At 49.7% G+C, this 16,890-nt stretch carries 11 protein-coding genes; 6 read left to right on the top strand and 5 right to left on the bottom strand.

Annotation, left to right across the window (positions count from 1 at the left end; translation table 11 throughout):
• Positions 1–157: 157 nt before the first annotated feature.
• Complete coding sequence (gene abc-f, locus B160_RS0127900; RefSeq protein ID WP_018631272.1) at positions 158–1,750, top strand: ribosomal protection-like ABC-F family protein; 1,593 nt, start codon at positions 158–160, stop codon at positions 1,748–1,750.
• A gap of 150 nt (positions 1,751–1,900) precedes the next feature.
• On the opposite strand, the gene B160_RS0127905 is transcribed toward abc-f, so the two are convergent.
• Positions 1,901–2,332 (bottom strand): pyrimidine dimer DNA glycosylase/endonuclease V, encoded by a 432-nt coding sequence (locus B160_RS0127905; RefSeq protein WP_211218121.1) that lies wholly within the window; start codon positions 2,330–2,332, stop codon positions 1,901–1,903.
• A gap of 1,212 nt (positions 2,333–3,544) precedes the next feature.
• Here B160_RS0127905 and B160_RS0127920 point away from each other — a divergent pair.
• The 3 genes from B160_RS0127920 (at position 3,545) to B160_RS31900 (ending at position 7,565) form a co-directional block, all read left to right on the top strand.
• The gene (locus B160_RS0127920) at positions 3,545–5,995 is read left to right on the top strand and encodes a TonB-dependent receptor domain-containing protein (RefSeq protein WP_018631276.1); all 2,451 of its coding nucleotides are present in this window, start codon (positions 3,545–3,547) and stop codon (positions 5,993–5,995) included.
• A gap of 92 nt (positions 5,996–6,087) precedes the next feature.
• Positions 6,088–7,341, top strand: coding sequence for an S-adenosylmethionine:tRNA ribosyltransferase-isomerase (locus B160_RS0127925; protein WP_026310076.1), 1,254 nt, complete (start codon positions 6,088–6,090; stop codon positions 7,339–7,341).
• Positions 7,342–7,415: 74 nt separating this feature from the next.
• A complete protein-coding gene (locus B160_RS31900; RefSeq protein WP_018631278.1) occupies positions 7,416–7,565 on the top strand; it encodes a hypothetical protein in 150 nt (49 codons plus the stop codon).
• 111 nt (positions 7,566–7,676) lie between these two features.
• On the opposite strand, the gene B160_RS0127935 is transcribed toward B160_RS31900, so the two are convergent.
• The 4 genes from B160_RS0127935 to B160_RS0127960 all read right to left on the bottom strand — a co-directional run bounded on the left by B160_RS0127935 (position 7,677) and on the right by B160_RS0127960 (position 11,462).
• A complete protein-coding gene (locus tag B160_RS0127935; RefSeq protein WP_018631279.1) occupies positions 7,677–8,093 on the bottom strand; it encodes a DUF4293 domain-containing protein in 417 nt (138 codons plus the stop codon).
• 69 nt (positions 8,094–8,162) lie between these two features.
• Positions 8,163–9,443: a serine hydroxymethyltransferase gene (locus B160_RS0127940; protein WP_018631280.1), complete on the bottom strand. Its 1,281-nt coding sequence runs from the start codon at positions 9,441–9,443 to the stop codon at positions 8,163–8,165.
• Positions 9,444–9,891: 448 nt separating this feature from the next.
• On the bottom strand, positions 9,892–10,053 hold the full coding sequence (locus B160_RS31905) for a hypothetical protein (RefSeq protein WP_018631283.1): 162 nt from the start codon (positions 10,051–10,053) through the stop codon (positions 9,892–9,894).
• Between the two features lie 119 nt (positions 10,054–10,172).
• Positions 10,173–11,462 carry a Na+/H+ antiporter gene (locus B160_RS0127960; protein ID WP_018631284.1) on the bottom strand — a complete coding sequence of 430 codons (1,290 nt, stop codon included), beginning with the start codon at positions 11,460–11,462 and terminating at the stop codon, positions 10,173–10,175.
• Positions 11,463–11,964: 502 nt separating this feature from the next.
• Here B160_RS0127960 and B160_RS0127965 point away from each other — a divergent pair.
• Both B160_RS0127965 and secA read left to right on the top strand, forming a co-directional pair.
• Entirely contained in the window at positions 11,965–12,954 is a 990-nt protein-coding gene (locus B160_RS0127965) for a sugar phosphate nucleotidyltransferase (protein WP_018631285.1), read from the top strand.
• Positions 12,955–13,181: 227 nt separating this feature from the next.
• A complete protein-coding gene (gene secA, locus B160_RS0127970) occupies positions 13,182–16,505 on the top strand; it encodes a preprotein translocase subunit SecA (protein WP_018631286.1) in 3,324 nt (1,107 codons plus the stop codon).
• Positions 16,506–16,890 lie beyond the last annotated feature (385 nt).

A 16,890-nucleotide genomic window follows, 5' to 3' on the forward strand; every position in this document is an offset into this window, starting at 1 on the left:
TAAAAATAGGCAAAATCGGGAACTATACATAAATCCGTATCTTTGCACCTCACCAGTCATTCTTCAAAAAGCGCATGTAATCGATTCTTTCTTTTAAGACAACAGGAACAATGCCCCTCCGGCGTTATTACTTTATTTCATCCTTAAAGAAAGAAACATGCTGACACTTCAGAATCTGTCCTATATCCATCCCGACAAAGAACCGCTGTTCCATAATCTTCATCTTACCGTGAACCGGCACGATAAAATAGCCCTGGTCGGCAATAACGGCGCGGGAAAATCGACCCTGCTCCGGATCCTGGCGGGCAGGTTGCAGCCATCGGGTGGACGTATAGATTCAGCTGTTACGCCATATTATATACCCCAGGCATTCGGACAGTACAACCACTTTACCATCGCGCAGGCATTGGGTATCGAAAATAAAAGGAACGCCCTGAAGGCGATCCTGAACGGAGACACTTCGGAAGCGCAGTTCGCAGCACTGGAGGATGACTGGACCATTGAAGAGCGATGCAACGAGGCACTCCATTACTGGCAACTGGGCAACCTGGACCTCTCCCAATACATGGACACATTAAGCGGCGGGGAAAAAACGAAGGTATTCCTGGCAGGCATGAGCATTCATCAGGCCGGGATCATTTTGCTGGATGAACCGAGTAACCACCTGGATACTGCCGGCCGGCAGCTGTTGTACCGCTTTATTCAATCCACAACCGCCACCCTGATCCTCGTTAGCCACGACCGGAAGCTACTGAACCTCCTGGGCACTATTTGCGAGCTGGACAAAAGGGGGATCTCCATTTATGGCGGCAATTATGATTTTTATGCTGCGCAAAAACAGGCCGGGCAACAGGCGCTGAGCCAGGATATACAAAGCAAAGAAAAAGCCCTCCGGAAAGCAAAAGAGAAAGAGCGGGAAACGATGGAACGTCAGCAAAAACTGGATGCGCGGGGCAAAAACAAACAGGAAAAATCCGGCGTCGCCCGCATTATGATGAACACCCTCCAGAACAAAGCCGAGCTTAGCACTTCAAAGGCCAAAAGCATGCACGCTGAAAAGGTGGAGGGCATCTCTCAGGAACTGCGGGAGTTACGCTCCTCTCTTCCGGATATTGATCAAATGAAATTTGGTCTGGAGCATTCCGTCTTACACAAAGGGAAGATCCTCTTTGCCGCCACGGCAGTCAACTACCGTTACCATGCGCATCCCCTGTGGCCTGCACCGCTGACCTTCCAGATCAACAGCGGGGAGCGCGTTGCGTTAAAAGGGCCAAACGGTGCCGGCAAGACCACGCTGATCCGGCTGATCACCGGAGAACGGCATCCGCAAAGCGGTACCGTGTACCGGGCAGAATGCCAGTCTGTTTATATTGACCAGGACTACTCTCCCGTTAATCACAACCGGAGTGTGTACGAGCAGGCACAACGATCCAATGCTGCAGCATTACAGGAACATGAAGTAAAGATCCGGCTGAACCGGTTTTTGTTTCCCCCCGAATACTGGAACAAACCGTGCAGCACCCTGAGCGGGGGAGAAAGAATGCGGCTGATGCTTTGCTGCCTTACCATGGGCAGCAGGTATCCGGACATTATTATTTTAGACGAGCCTACCAATAACCTGGATCTGCAGAATATCGGGATTCTGACGGCCGCGATCAACCAGTACCGGGGCACACTAATCGTTGTATCGCACGACGAATATTTTCTGGAGCAGATCGCCATAGAAAGGACCATCCTGCTAAACCAATAAGACCACTGTTCCTGTGCAAAACCAAAGGTTACCCGGAGCCGGGGAAAGATGAAACATTTTTTCCCTGGCCCATCATGCATGAACAGCTTTTTGTGTATCTTGTTCCTGCAGCATACGCGCTAAGCTCAGTGATCAGGCGTACTTTACCCGTTAAAGGATCTCCCAGTCTTCAACCGGGCCTTGCACCACATCAAACAAGCCATGCGCTTCTATGTTTGCGAGCTTCCGGTTCTCCGTAAATTTTTCTACATCCCGCACCTGCAGCTTTTTTAACAGGTGCTGAAATTCATACTCCAGCTGACCGCTGTGCACCTTTAGCCGCGTCCTGGAAAGGTCCCCGCCGATCTTTGTTTTATCAAAGTGATACCCCCTGCGCACCGCTTCTTCATATATCACTGCCAGGTAGGCGTTCATAGCAGCTACAGGCCTCTTTAATCTTTTAAACCGGTTAAGCTGCGGATGATTTTTGTATCCTTTCGTTTTCCCTTCCAAAACATGCTTTGCAAGCAGCGCTTCCCTCCACAACGCAACCATTCCTTTTGCATCCAGGTACCGGGGATGTAACGACCATATCCGCATCATTTATTTTTTAATGTGTAGCCCACCTGCATTTGTGTACAACCGCCCGATCCGAAAAGCTTTTCCGTGCGCTTTGCTTACTGCGCAAAAACACCCGATCGAAAAACAGATCCAAAAAAACCAGGTCCTTTAATAAAAAAAATATTTATATATGAAAATTTTCGTACCTTTACGCCAGTGTTTTTCATAGGTTAGCAACGGCCAGCTCTTTCCAGGGCAGGCCTTTTTTATATCCAGTTGATTTTGAATGGATATCCGGGGCCCTGAAGTCCGGGAACAGGATGCTACTTCTTTGGTCTCATGACATCGTTGTAAGCAGATAACAGCGCCTCCGTCACCAGCTCCTTGGCAACGGTGCGGAGCACAAAGGTAGTTGCGCCTTTTTTTGCCGTAACCCCTGGCTCATTGCCGGGGTATCATTACTGAATGGATGTCCGTTATAAAACTGTTCCGGGCATAAACACCGCGGGTATCCTACCTTAATAACTACCGGCAGCCCCGCACTTACCTAGATCTTTTGCTTCATAGCCGGCTTTTGATAATGGACAAAACATCCCGCAAAGGCCCGGACAATGAAAATACAAAACTTTTTTCTCATCCGGCGCGGCGCATAATAATGAACCGGTATCAAATGATCTGTATAAACTTATTATCCGGTCAGTGGGGACATTATAGCGCCTGCCATAGTTTGTATTTCCCCCATACGCGTCTGGTTAATTTTAAGCATTTGGGGTCAACGGCAAAAGCTGCATCGCAGCGTTGTTCCTATCAGCAACGAACACAAGATGAATGGAGGTATCGCCCCTGATCCGTTCGGACGGGCAGTGCACCGGTAATATAAGGCTTCCCCAAAAAGATTCCTGCCGCGCTGCGGCTAAGAGCAGGTTCCCGGGAGTGCTTGTTACAATGATCTGCGGCGCGCTGCGCTTTGTTCGCTATCAAAAGATCCGGTCTTTTTAGCCTCAAAGGCTTATCCGTGCTACATTTATGGTGACAGACCTGTTTTTTACCCCACAGCCATAGTGTTTCCGCAAACCATTTAAGCGGATACACATTTTAAGGGCGCCCATCTTCAAACCAGCAGCAATGAAAACCGGAAAAACCGTGAAACGATCTTTTTGCCCCGCCGGCTCTTCATTGCCCGCTGCGATGCCGGCTTTTTATTATATTTACGGCTTATATTGATCCGGTACCCTCAAAAGATCTATAAAAAAAATGAAAAAATATTTGGGACTGCTGCTGTCCTTCGGTTTCTATTTTCAGCTAAACGCGCAGCAGTTGACGATCTCCGGCACGGTGGCAGACAGTGCTACGCAGGCCCCCCTGCCGGCCGCTTCCATTACTTTTTATGACCATACGCATGCGGGAGTTGCTGTTACCTCCGGAAGGAACGGAACGTTTGTGATCCGGGTTCCGGCAGAAGCCCGCCGGCCCACCCTCCTTATTTCTTACAGCGGGTACCGGCCCCGGATAGTAGTATTGTCTTCCCCCTTGTCTGCGGCCGACCTGGGCACCCTTTACCTGCAAAGCGCCGCCACTTCATTGGAAGCGATTGTGGTGCAGGGGAAAAAACCACCGGTGTCCTTTAAAGTCGACCGGCAGGTGTACAATGCCGGCCAGTTTGGCAATGCCGCCTCCGGAACCGGCATCGATGTGATCCGGAACCTGCCATCGGTTTCGGTGAATGCAACGGGCACCATCAGCTTCAGGGGATCTTCCAGTTTCCTGGTACTCATCAATGGGAAACCCACCCAGGGCGACCCGGCCGCGGTTTTAGGGCAGCTGCCGGCCTCGGCTATTGAAAACGTTGAGATCATCACCAGCCCCTCCGCAGCCTATGATGCCGACGGAAAAGCCGGCATCATTAATATCATCACAAAAACCGGTGTGGAAGACGGATGGATGCTTCAGTCCGGTATCATGTATGGGCTCCCCCCGGTAAACGATTTTGACAATGCCCGTCACCCGCAGCGGTACGGAGCGGATATCAGCGCCGGCTACCGCAAAAACAAATGGGATGTGAGCGGGGGACTGAACTACCTGCGGAATGATATTGCCGGGTACCGGGAAGGGGACGTTTATACCATCCGGAATGGCGTTAAAACCGTCTTTCCCTCAACCGGCGAGCGCAGTTTTAAGCGCTACAATTACGGAGGGCGGCTGGCTGCCAGCTACCAGGCCAATGCCAGTAACCTGGTCAGCGCCGGATTTTACATCGGTAAGAAATTCCAGTCGCGTGAGGCCGACCTGCTCTACAACAATTACCGGCAACAGATCCAAACCGGAGAAGTGTTTGCGCCCTTTATCTACTACAATGCCAACACCCAGGAAAAAGAAGGGCTGTTCAGCCTCGCAAACCTGGATTATACCCACCGGTTCAGTAAAGCCTCCAGCCTGGCGGTTTCCGCGCTCTATGAGCATGCGGGTCTTTCCGGCAATACCTATAACCGCAACCTGTATTATCCGAATACTTCCGACACGATACAGTTTACCCACAACCCCAATACCAATCCGCTGGACGCGTATCGTATAAAGGCCGACTATACGCAGAAGCTGAGCGCGCAGCATACCCTGCAGGGAGGATATCAGTTCCGCTACGATGTACAGGATGGCAATTTTACCTATTATACAAAGGTATTGGGCACCCCGGATTATGTGATCGATCCTGAATTTACGAGCCGGGTGAAAACCAACAACCGGATCCATGCAGGCTATCTCCAGCTGAATGGGCAAGCCCGTAAACTGAATTACAACCTGGGCGCGCGCCTGGAGTACTCCGAAAGGGAGCTGCGTTTTTCGAGGGAAGAAGAAAAACAGCATCTGATCCTTAATAATTTCTTTCCTTCCGCGCAGTTCCGCTACGCGCTCACAGATCTTTCTACACTCAAAGCCGGTTATAACCGCCGGATCAAACGTACCAACAACTATGAATTGAACCCCTTCCCCGAACGGGAACATTCCGAAACGCTGGAGCAGGGCGATCCGAACCTGTTACCGGAGCTGACCGGTACTTATGAGCTGGGATGGGAACAAAAACTTCCGGGCGGCTCATTTTTCCTAACCCTGTATCATCAGCGGATCAAAAATCCCATACAACGGGTAAACAAAGTATATAACGACACCATTCTTAACCGGGTATTCACGAATGCCGGGGAAGCACTCCAAACCGGTCTTGAAACCAACCTCAGCATTGCTGTAACCTCCTGGTGGCAGTGTGTGCTGGGAGGCAATGTTTATAAATATAAGATCGATGGAGCAATCTTCGGCGGCACGATCCCCATATCCAACAGCAGCTGGGTCTATTCGGTCAACACCAGTCAGAGCTTTACGCTTCCGGCCAACTGGCTGTTGCAGTTGAGCGTTAACTACCTGTCGGAGCGGGTAACCGCCCAGGGTGAGGACAGCCGTTTCTTAACCCCCCATTTCACCGTTAAAAAAACCACCAAAGACAAACGCTGGTATTTTCAGCTGCAGTGGTTAAATATAGATGCGGGAATGAAAGAGTCGAACCGGCAGCGCATTACCACCTATGGAACAGATTTTTATACGACCACCAACTATATTTATGAACCCGATCAATTCCAGTTGTCGATGGGCTTTAACCTCTCGCGCCGCAACCGGAAGATCAATCTTCCGCAGAGCGAAATGGGCGAAAAAGAGTTTTAAATGGTTCGGCAGACCTCTCAGATTTTTAAACCCTGACAGATCTGCCGATAAAACAAAGTAACTTGCCCTTTATTTTTAAACCCGTTTTCATTTTGCATCCTGAAGACCTGAATATTTCCGATTTTACGTACGAGCTTCCCGAGGAGAGGATCGCCTATTTCCCATTGCCCTGCAGGGACGCATCAAAATTACTTCTGTATAAAGAAGGCGTGATCACCAGTGACACCTACCATGATATTGACCGGCACCTCCCGGCCGATGCCATGATGGTCTTTAACAACACCAAGGTGGTAGAAGCCCGGCTCCTGTTCAAAAAGCCTACCGGCGGACAGATCGAGATCTTTTGCCTGGAGCCGCACGAAAGCTACGCCGATATCACCACGGCAATGGCGCAGCAGGGAAGAGTACGGTGGCTTTGCCTGATCGGCGGCGCCTCCAAATGGAAGAACGGACAGGTGCTGACGCTTCCGGTCACCGGGCAACACGGAACAACCACTCTTGAAGCACGTTTTATAGAGAAGCGCAGCGACAGCTTTCTCATTGAGCTGAGCTGGACGCCGGCGGCGTTTAGTTTTGCCGAGATCCTGCACCTGACAGGCCAGATCCCACTGCCGCCTTATATAAAAAGGACCGCCGGCAAAGAGGATGAAGAACGGTACCAGACGGTGTACGCCGCGCACGATGGGTCGGTTGCCGCACCAACCGCCGGGTTGCATTTTACGGAGGATGTTCTGCAGAAATTAAAGGCCAAAAATATCCAAACCGATTTTGTGACCCTGCATGTAGGCGCCGGTACATTCAAACCGGTAAAAGCCGGTACCATGAAGGATCATGAGATGCACGCCGAATTTATTTCGGTATCCTCCGGGCTGATCCGGAAGATCGCCGGTCACCAGGGACACCCGCTCCTCTCTGTGGGTACTACATCGCTGCGGACCCTGGAATCCCTTTACTGGCTGGGTGCCAAATTGCTGCGGGACAAGAACTGCTTCGATAACAAACTGCCCTATGTAAGCCAGTGGGAAGCCTATGAAGCAAGTTTGCAGCAATACTCCGTTGCCGACGCCTTGCAGGCGCTGATCAGCTATCTGTCGGAAAAGCAGTCCGCCAACCTCCTGGCCAAAACACAGATCATCATCGCCCCCGGCTATTCTTTTAAGATTGCGGACGCACTGGTCACGAATTTCCATCAGCCTTCTTCCACCCTGCTGCTGCTGGTAGCCGCATTTATTGGTGATGACTGGCGAAGGGTTTACAAGTATGCCCTGGAAAATGATTTTCGTTTTTTGAGCTATGGTGATGGAAGTTTGTTGTGGAGGAAACGGCCGGAAACTGAAAAACAATAGGTTATGCTCTTATCTAAGAATTTATTGCTGAACTTATTTAAATTTTGTAGCTTGCTATATCAAATTTGAAACCAATGCAAACGTCTTTAGAAAAAACACCATTTCAACAACATACAATTGAATACTTTACCCAAAAAGCCCAAGCCTACGAGATACTTACCGGCGTTTATACAAAACCTGACAATGATTACCTGGATAATATTTTAAATGACGGAGACTGGTAATAGCTCTAACTGTGGGCATCCAATACAGAACAGGAACAGCCACTATTTGAAAAGTATCGCGCATAAAACAGGGCGCCGAATAGGACGCCCTGTTTGTTTTATTGAGTTCATTTATCGCAACCGGTCCAGATCCCGGATCAGCTTCTGGTCACGCCGGATACCTTTTAAGGCAAAAAAGAACCCTGCTGCCACCAGCAGGCTCAATATAGCCGTGATGGCGATACCGCCGGTTTGAAATGCCTTGATATAGCTGGCATAAAGCGCGATCAGGCCCACAGAAGCTGCCAGTCCCAGAAAGGTCAGCTGCAGCTGCAGCTTCCGGTTCTTATAAAGAAAAACAGTAATCAACCCCAGTGCCGCAACAATACCGGTAAGCAGGGTCAGCCAGATATTGCTTGCTGCATTCATGTCGGCACCCGCCAATCCTTCGGTTCCGGTAACCGTACCATTGTAAAACGGGAACTTAAATGTAAGCCCGGCACAGATCACAGACAATAATAACCACAGGGTTTGTTTTCTTTGGATCATACGAAATGTTTAAAGTTTGAATGTTTAAAGTTCAAGGTTAGCAATATCAAACGATGAACCTTAAACCTTTTAACCTATTTCCGGGTACAATGGAAATTGTTGCATAAATGCTTTCACTTCTTCCTTCACGGACGTGATCACTGTTTCATCATCTGCGTTCATCAGCACTTTGTCGATCAGTTCGGCCACCTGCGTTACATCGGCTTCCTTCATACCCCTTGTGGTTACTGCAGGAACGCCCACACGGATGCCGGAAGTCACAAACGGCGATTTATCATCAAACGGCACGGCGTTTTTGTTTAATGTAATATGGGCTTTATCCAGTGTTTCCTGCGCTTTTTTCCCGGTCAGGTTCTTATTCCGGAGGTCGATCAGCATCAGGTGATTGTCCGTTCCATCGCTGATCAGCTTATATCCTTTATCTACAAAGGCTTTGGCCATGGCCCGGGCATTGGCAATGATCTGTTTTCCGTAAGCGGTCCATTCGTCGGATAAGATCTCACCAAAGGCAACAGCTTTGGCTGCAATAATATGCTCCAGCGGTCCGCCCTGCATTCCCGGGAACACGGCCAGGTCCAATAGCTGGCTCATGGTACGGGTATTTCCTTTCGGATCTTTATAGCCCCAGGGATTTTCGAAATCATTGCGCAGCATAATGATACCGCCACGGGGTCCGCGCAGGGTTTTGTGTGTGGTGCTGGTCACAATATGACAGTGTTCAAACGGATCATTCAGCAACCCCGCCGCAATCAATCCGGCCGGGTGGGCAATATCTGCCATTACCAGGGCGCCCACTTTGTCGGCCACCGCACGGATGCGGGCATAGTCCCAGTCGCGGCTGTATGCAGAGGCGCCGCAAATGATCATTTTGGGTTTTTCAGACAGGGCCTTCGCCTCCAGGTCGTCATAATCCACCAGTCCGGTTTCCTTTACAACCCCGTAGGAGATCACCTGATAGTGTTTTCCGCTGAAGTTCACCGGGCTGCCGTGGGTCAGGTGCCCGCCCATGCTCAGGTTCAGCCCCATGATCTTATCGCCGGGGTTCAGCGCTGCAAAAAATACGGCAGCGTTGGCCTGCGCTCCGCTATGCGGCTGTACATTGGCCCAGCCAAGATTAAATATTTTCTTCAGGCGGCCGATCGCCAGGGATTCAATTTCATCCACTACTTCGCACCCCCCGTAGTAACGCTTGCCGGGATAGCCTTCCGCATATTTATTGGTGAGTACGGTTCCCATTGCTTTTATAACGGGTAGCGAGGTGAAATTTTCCGAAGCGATCAGCTCGATGCCATTGCGCTGGCGGTCTAATTCCTTATTGATAAGGTCAAATACTGTATTATCCTGTTGCATGGCGCAAAGTTAAGGGGCGGAAAGGATGTTGAAAAGTTTAAAGGTTGAAAAGTTGGAAAGGGCCAATCCGTACCCGCAAAATACCTGGTACCGGGGATCAATAATGATCAAAACAGGCATAGAAATCATTTAAACTTTTGCAGAACGAGAAGTTTGAAGTATAAACGCGCACAGTTTGCCTTAGGATTGTCATTGGCAACACCTGCCCGGATGAGTGGTCAGACAGACGGGTCTTTCAGCAACTATCAGATGGAAAACAGTTGACCCAAAATGGTCCTGAAACAGGTTCAGGACTGCATTTCTTTACAAAAAGAAGCGTATCAACGAAAGCTTAAACAACTTCAGAAATAAGTTCAAAAATCTTAAAGACCCGGCTTTTGATTACCCGATTTAAACCGTTGAAACAGTAAAACTGCATCCGGGGAAAACCGGACATCCCCACTTCCTTTTAACATCCCGGGGGCTCCCATTCTTCCATTATATATACAGTTCCCTCATCCGCTTCCATATCTGCAATGGGCCGATCCAGCCGATCCCAATATTGCCCTGCAGGTTCGTTTAACACAAATGAAGGTTCTTCCTCGTCATTCAATGCAATGGTAATTTGCACCAGCCATTCATTCCTTTTACTTCTGAAAAAATTCCTCTGTAAATTCCACAGAGGAAATACGAATTACGGCGTCCATGGTTAAAAATATCATTCACATATTATGCTGTAAACCCGGCTTATCAGGATCTACCGTCCGGCTGAGGATGTGTTCCCTTCCGCGTAACATTCTTCACAATCCCCGGCAGCAGCAGCCCCTGGCCCAGAATGGTAATGATGACCACCACCGTGGCAATAAAAATGATATCGTTCCGCATCGGGAACGGGCTTCCGTCCTTTAAATGCGGCGGCAGCCCGATGGCGATCGCCAGGGAAACAATCCCCCGCATACCGGACCAGCTGATGATGACGCTTTCCTGGAAACTTAACAGTGCCGACTCCGTTACGGCCCGCCGCGAATTCCGGAGCTTGGGGTTCCGGAACCCTTTCTCCAGCCTCCGGCGCTGGGAAAAAACCCGCATCATCCGTATGAGGATGGTCACAACCGTAATGAGGAACGCGTACCCGATATAAGGAAGGAACCGCGAGGGATCAATGTTGCGGATCACCACCGGGAACTCCAGGCCGATAAAAATAAAGATCAGCCCGTTTAGCAGGTACACGATCACCTCCCATATGGTCTTCGACTGTTCCCGCAAAGCAGGGGAGAACTGGCGTTCACTCAGCATGGAAACCCCAAAACCGAGGATCACTACCGCAATGACCCCTGAAACCTGAAGCTCCTCCGCAACCAGGTAGGCCGTAAACGGGGCCAGGAGCGTAAACCCCAGCACAGCCATCCTGCTTTTTCGCACATACCGCAATAGAAATGCCAGCAATTTGCCCAGTACCAGCCCTACCAGGAAACCGCCGGCCATCAGCAGGATAAAGGTCAGCGAGGCTTTCCACCAGACAAATGTAGTGCCCATAACCGCGGCCACGGCAAAGCGATAGGCCACCAGCGCCGACGCATCGTTGATCAGGCTTTCCCCTTCCAGTATGGTAACCGTGTGCCGTGGCAATTCAAGGTTGCGGGTGATGCTGATGGCAGCCACGGCATCCGTTGCCGCCAGGATCGCACCCAGTACAAAAGCCAGGGGCCAGGTCATGCCGGGTATTAAATAATAAGACAGCACTGCTACCCCGGCCGTGGTCAAAAAAACCAGCCCGATGGCCAGGGCACTGATCGTGCCCATATTTTCCCTGAAATCCTTGAAATGAATATTGAAAGCCGCGTCATAGAGCAACGGCGGCAGAAATAATAAAAAGATAATCTCCGGATCGATCTCGGGTACGGGCATGGATGGGATGAACCCCACCCCGATACCGGCGACGATCAGCACAATCGGAGGTGCGATCTTTATTTTTTCCGCCACTACATTGAGCAGCACCATCAGCCCCAGCAACACCAGGATAATTGTATAATTGGCCATGGATCAAAGTTATTTTCTGTTCCGGTTCCTGAAAGATAAAATATAAAAGCAGATGAATACCATTTTTAACGGCCATCGTTAATTAAAACGGCCATTTCCGGCGCCTGTTGTATATTCAGGGCATTCCGGCATTGATGATCACTGTTTTTCAATTGCAGTAAGAATCATTTTATTCATCCTCCTGTCCCAACCAGTGCTGTTTCCTGCCGTACAAAAGAAAATACTTACCTTCACCCACCAAAAAGAGGCGGGGCATAACACTTTTGTGATGGAGTTGTACATATGGGCGCATGCCACGGTTAAATGCCGGGGCTGACTAAAGCATATTCTTGGGGCCGGAAAGGCGGTGAAGCGGAAAGTATTAAATGATTGACAGGCAACAGCTTTGCGTTTTTCCGAATCCCCTGCTAATCTTTAGTTTGTGGTTTTCTGATCAGTCCAGCATGTTTTGCTCCCTTAAAAGGCTGTTTCTATAACTAAACGATAAGACTATTTTATATACATGAAGGCCATCATTCCTGTAGCGGGAGCCGGAACAAAATTAAGACCACAGAGTTATACCCAGCCCAAGGCATTGATCCCCCTGGCCGGTAAAACCGTATTGAGTTTTATCATTGATCAGCTGAAAGAAGCGGGTATTGATGAGTTTATTTTTATTGTGGGCTTCCTGGGCGACAAAATTTCCGATTATGTGAAAGAGCATCATCCGGATATCCGGGCACACTATGTGAGCCAGCAGGAGCGTCGCGGTATTGGTCATGCAGTAAACCTTACCCGGAACATCGTGGAAGGCGACGAGGTTTTTATCTCATTGGGAGATACCATCTGTGAATATGATGTTACTGCGGTACTCAACAATGCCCATTCGATGATCGGCATCCGGAAAGTGGACAATCCCCGCGATTTCGGTGTGGCTGAGATCGATGAGAAAGGGTTTATCGAATCTGTGGTGGAAAAACCGCATATCCCCAAATCCAACATGGCGATGGTGGGGATTTACAAGATCCGGGAGAGCGAGGTCCTGTTTGAGTGCCTGGCCTCCAATATCCGCAAAGGACTGTTGACCCACGGCGAATTCAATATTACCGATGCGCTGCACTGCATGATCCGGAGCGGGGTGCAATTTGAAGCATTTAAAGTAGATAACTGGTTTGATGCCGGCAACAAAGAAACGCTGCTGCGCTCAAATACCACGCTTTTGAGAAAATACAAATCCACGGCCGACCCCTCCCTGTTTGAGAATACGGTCATTGTTCCGCCCGTAAGCATCGGAAGCGGATGCGTGATCCGCAATTCGATCATCGGGCCCAATGTTACCCTCGGAGAAAATACCTTCCTGGATCAGTCGATCATAAAGAATTCCATTGTCGGTTCTTTTTCCAATTTGTTTGATATTGTACTGGAACACTCGGTCATTGGTTCCGACACCAGTGTAAAAGGCGAAACCCGGAGCCTGAACATTGGGGATAATACGAGTATTGACCTGGGATGAATTTGAAAATTTGAAGATGTGTAAATGATCAGCAGATCTTCGCGTACAAAACAAATCCCAACCGGCCGGCATGTGGGCGTTAAACATTGAACGTCAAACGTTAACCCCAAACCTTAAAACTCCGTATCTTTGCTCCCCGCCCGCAGCGGGCTGTCAAAATGGCTTAAAAAGGATATAGCACTGTTTTTGAAGGATCACTGTTTTTAATAAAATATCGCGATAATTATATGTTTGGTTTTCTATCTAAAATGTTCGGCGGCAGCAAATCGGAAAAAGATGTAAAAAAGCTTGTCCCTATCATCGAACAAGTCAACAAGAGTTTTGCTCAGTACCAATCACTTAGCAATGAAGAACTGCGTAACAAGACCCAGGAGTTCCGCCAGCGCATCCAGGAACGCCTGAATGAGATTGATGCAAAGGTAACAGCGCTCAACAGTCAGGCCGACGAGCTTCCGCATGAAGAGCTGTTGCAAAAAGACGCCATTTACAAGCAGATCGACGACCTGAAAAAGGATCGTGATAAAGAAATTGAAAAAGTGCTGGAGGAGATCCTGCCCGAAGCCTTTGCCGTGGTAAAAGAAACGGCCCGCCGTTTTACGGAAAATACCGAGCTGGTTTCCACCGCCACCGAACTCGACCGTCAGCTGGCGCGTACCGCCGGATACATTACCATTGATGGTGATAATGCGATCTACAAAAACAGCTGGACGGCCGCCGGCGCAACCATCACCTGGAACATGGTGCACTATGATGTGCAGCTGATCGGGGGTGCCGTTTTACATTCCGGTAAGATCTCCGAAATGGCCACGGGTGAGGGTAAGACCCTGGTGTCTACCCTGCCGGCCTACCTGAACGCGCTGGCTGGTGAAGGGGTGCACATCGTTACCGTAAACGACTACCTGGCACGCCGTGACCAGGAATGGAACGGCCCGGTGTTTGAGTGGCTGGGTCTGCGTGTGGATTGTATCGATAAACACCAGCCCAACTCTGAAGCCCGCCGCAACGCATACCTCGCGGATATCACCTACGGTACCAACAACGAATTTGGTTTCGACTACCTGCGGGATAACATGGTGCACAACGCATCGGAAATGGTGCAGCGCAAGCACCATTACGCCATGGTGGATGAGGTGGATAGCGTATTGATCGACGATGCCCGTACCCCCCTGATCATCAGTGGCCCGGTAGATAAAGGCGACGAACAGCAATACCATATCCATAAGCCCCGCGTACAACAGTTGTACCAGGAGCAGGAGCGCATTGTCCGTAATAACCTGAATGAGGCCAAACGGCTTTTCGAAAAGGGTGAGGATGATCCCAAGAACGGGGGATTACACCTGTACCGCGCTTTCCGCGGACTGCCTAAATACAGCCCGCTGATCAAATTCCTGAGCGAGCCGGGGGTAAAGGTAAAAATGCAGAAGGCAGAAAACTATTACCTGCAGGAACAGGAGCGCAATATGAAGATCGTGGATGAGGACCTGCTCTTCCGGATCGACGAAAAAACCAATTCCGTTGATCTTACAGAAAAGGGCCTGGCAATGATCACTAAAGTAGGGGAAGATGCCGATTTCTTTGTATTGCCGGACATCGGTATGTCCCTGGCAGACGTGGAGAAAAGCGACGCCCCTTCTGAAGAGAAGCTGAAACAAAAAGAGGCCCTGTTGAACGAATACTCTCAAAAGGCCGATCGCATCCACTCTGTGCAACAATTGCTGAAAGCCTACGCGCTTTTTGAAAAAGACGACGAATATGTAGTGGTAGACGGCGCTATCAAAATCGTGGACGAGCAAACCGGGCGTATCATGGAAGGCCGCCGTTATTCCGACGGGCTGCACCAGGCGCTTGAGGCAAAAGAGAATGTAAAAATTGAAGCGGCCACCCAAACCTATGCCACCATTACCCTGCAAAACTTCTTCCGGATGTATCACAAGCTTGCGGGAATGACGGGTACGGCGGAAACAGAAGCAGCAGAGCTTTGGAGCATCTATAAACTGGATGTAGTGACCATTCCTACCAATGTTCCGATCGTACGGAAAGATCTTCAGGACATGGTGTACAAGACCAAGCGTGAAAAGTATAAAGCAGTGATCGACGAAATCGAAAAACTGCGCACCGAAGGCCGCCCCGTACTGGTGGGTACCACGTCTGTAGAGATCAGCGAATTGCTCAGCCGTATGCTGCAGCAAAAGAAAATACCGCACAATGTTCTGAACGCCAAACAACACGCCCGTGAAGCAGAGATCGTTGCCGGTGCAGGCCTGGCCGGTGCCGTAACCATCGCCACCAATATGGCGGGCCGTGGTACAGATATTAAGCTGGGGCCCGGCGTAAAAGAGTCCGGAGGGCTGGCCATCATCGGTACCGAACGTCACGAGAGCCGCCGGGTAGACCGTCAGCTGAGAGGCCGTGCCGGCCGCCAGGGCGATCCCGGAAGCTCCCTGTTCTATGTATCGCTGGAAGACGACCTGATGCGGATGTTTGGTAGTGAGCGCATTGCCAGCATGATGGATAAAATGGGGTATAAAGAAGGGGATGTGATCCAGCACAGCATGATCAGCAACAGCATCCAACGTGCACAGAAAAAAGTAGAGGAAAACAACTTTGGTATCCGTAAGCGGCTGCTGGAATACGATGATGTAATGAACAAACAGCGGAATGCCGTTTATGAAAAACGGAACCATGCCTTGTTTGGCGAACGCCTGTCCCTTGACATCGACAACGCCTTCTCTATTGTAGCCGAAAGCCTTTGTACCTCCTTTAAGGAGCAGGAAGACTTTGAAGGCTTCAAGCTGGCGAGCATCGTTAATTTTGGAATGGACACTTCTATTGATGAAGAAACCTTCCGCACGACCGATGCCACCAAACTGGCAGACAAATTATACGCAGAATCGCTGAGCCGTTATACAGAACATACACAATCCATACAAAAGCAGGCGGTACCGGTGTTCCAGAATATCCGCCAGACGCAGGGCGCGCACATTGAAAACGTTGTGGTACCGTTTGTGGATGGCCGCAAAGCCATTAACGTATTGGTGCAGCTGGATAAGACCATTGCCACCGAAGGCCGCGAACTGGTATCTGCTATGGAGAAATCCATTACCCTGGCGGTAATCGATGATGCCTGGAAGGAGCACCTGCGCGCTATGGACGATCTGAAGCAGAGCGTACAAACGGCCTACCTGGAACAGAAAGATCCGCTGGTGATCTATAAAGTAGAAGCCTTCCAGTTATTCAACAACATGACCACCAGCCTGAATAAGGACATCATTTCATTCCTTACACAGGCCAACCTTCCGGCACAGGAAGAGGCGCCCAGCTATAAGGAAGGCCGTGAGCAACGCACGGATCTCAGCAAAATGCGGATCAATAAGGACGAGATCGACGCCGCCGGAGATGATTATGGTGCTAATGAAAAGGACTACTTCGATCCTTCGGAACCACCGGTAAAGCAGGAGCCGATCCGTGTAGGCCCGAAGGTCGGACGCAACGACCTTTGCCCCTGTGGCAGCGGAAAAAAATACAAGAACTGCCACGGCAGAAACGAATAACCCCGCCCCGATCCCCGCCGCCTCCGGCGGGGATCTTTTTTACGAGGCCGTTATGCTTGTTTTTATTCCGAATCGGACCGGCAACAGGATGCATCCGCCTGTATCATAGCTAATCTTAACGTGAGTTCGGCAATTAAGCGTTTAGTTATTAATATATTAGGGTTGGATATTGTACTAAAAACAAAAGTTCAGCTTTAAATTTGTAATTGAAACAAAAACTACAATCTAAATGCTGAACTAATGACAGATATAAAGTTAGTAGAAATCTTCGTTAGATGCGATGATTTTTACAAGGAGTTTGAGAAATTCCTGGATGCTAAGGGGCTTGAGTGCCCTTTAAAAAAAACTCGCTTCTAAAAGCTGTAGCATGTCGCCATCGGAGATA

The organism is Niabella aurantiaca DSM 17617, from assembly GCF_000374125.1.
GTDB classification, from domain to species: Bacteria; Bacteroidota; Bacteroidia; order Chitinophagales; family Chitinophagaceae; genus Niabella; species Niabella aurantiaca.